This window comes from Leucobacter sp. M11 (assembly GCF_035726885.1).
Lineage (GTDB): Bacteria > Actinomycetota > Actinomycetes > Actinomycetales > Microbacteriaceae > JAPFRB01.
This window is the reverse complement of the sequence record NZ_JAPFRB010000003.1, coordinates 406042-407089: the sequence shown is the minus strand read 5'-3', so window position 1 is coordinate 407089 and position 1048 is coordinate 406042. Positions and strand designations below refer to the sequence as shown.

At 72.9% G+C, this 1048-nt stretch carries 1 protein-coding gene and 1 pseudogene; both read left to right on the top strand.

What is annotated here, in order from left to right:
* A partial coding sequence (locus tag OOT08_RS10265; RefSeq protein WP_325092554.1) for an MATE family efflux transporter occupies positions 1–620 on the top strand: 620 nt, incomplete at its 5' end.
* 109 nt (positions 621–729) lie between these two features.
* Positions 730–1048: pseudogene (locus OOT08_RS10260) on the top strand (MFS transporter); the annotation flags it as partial.

The window sequence follows — 1048 nt, the reverse complement described above, 5'->3', positions numbered from 1 at the left end:
TGTTCGTGCGCACCCTCGGCCTGCGGGCGGCGATGCTCGCGACCGTGTTCGCGGCGACGAGCCACGGCACCGAGGCCACCGCCGCGTACCAGATCGTGTTTACCCTGTTCAGCACGGTGGCCTTCGCCCTGGACGCCCTCGCGATCGCCGCGCAGGCGCTCGTGGGGACCGCGCTCGGGGCCGGGGACGCGGCGCAGGCCCGCTTCGTGCTCCGGCGCTGCCTGTTCTGGGGCGTCGCCTGCGGCCTGCTGCTCGCCGGGTTCCTGGCGGCGCTCAGCGGGGTGCTCGGCCGCGTGTTCACGAGCGACGGCGCTGTGCTCGAGATCCTGCCGCCGGCCCTCCTCGTCCTCGCGCTCTCGATGCCGCTGAGCGGCGTGGTCTTCGTGCTCGACGGGGTGCTCATGGGGGCCGGGGATGCCCGGTACCTGGCCTGGACGAGCCTCGCAAACCTCGCCGCGTACCTGCCCGTGCTCTGGCTGCTCACGCGGCTGTTCCCGGAGGGCACCGCGGCGCTCACCGCCCTCACCGCGGGGTTCACGATCGTGTTCATGCTCGCGCGCGGGGTCACCCTCGGCCTGCGCGCCCGCGGCGACCGCTGGGCCGTACTCGGCGCTCGCTGACCGCGGGTGGGGCCGCGCCCCCGTGCGAGAGGGCCCGGGTCGCGAACGCGAAAACCGACCGCGCAGACTGTTACGCTGAACGCTCCAGAGCCGTGCGAGAGGATCCCCCATGCCCGTCAGTCCTGCGCGCGCGCCGATTGCCCTGAGCTCGTGGCGGAACGCCGTCTTCATCATGTTCCTGCTCCTCGGGCTGAACTTCGGGTCCTGGCTCAGTCGGATTCCCGCGGTCCGGGACCACCTCGACGCGACCCCGAGCCAGGTGAGCTTGATCGTGCTCGCGATCGCGCTCGGGTCCATGACCGGCCTGCTCGTCTCGAATCCGGTCGTGGCCCGCCTCGGCCCGCGCCGCACCCTGCTGATCTGCCTGAGCGTCCAGTCGCTGTCCCTGCCCCTCGCCGTGACGGGGCTCTGGTTCGCCTCCCTGCCCG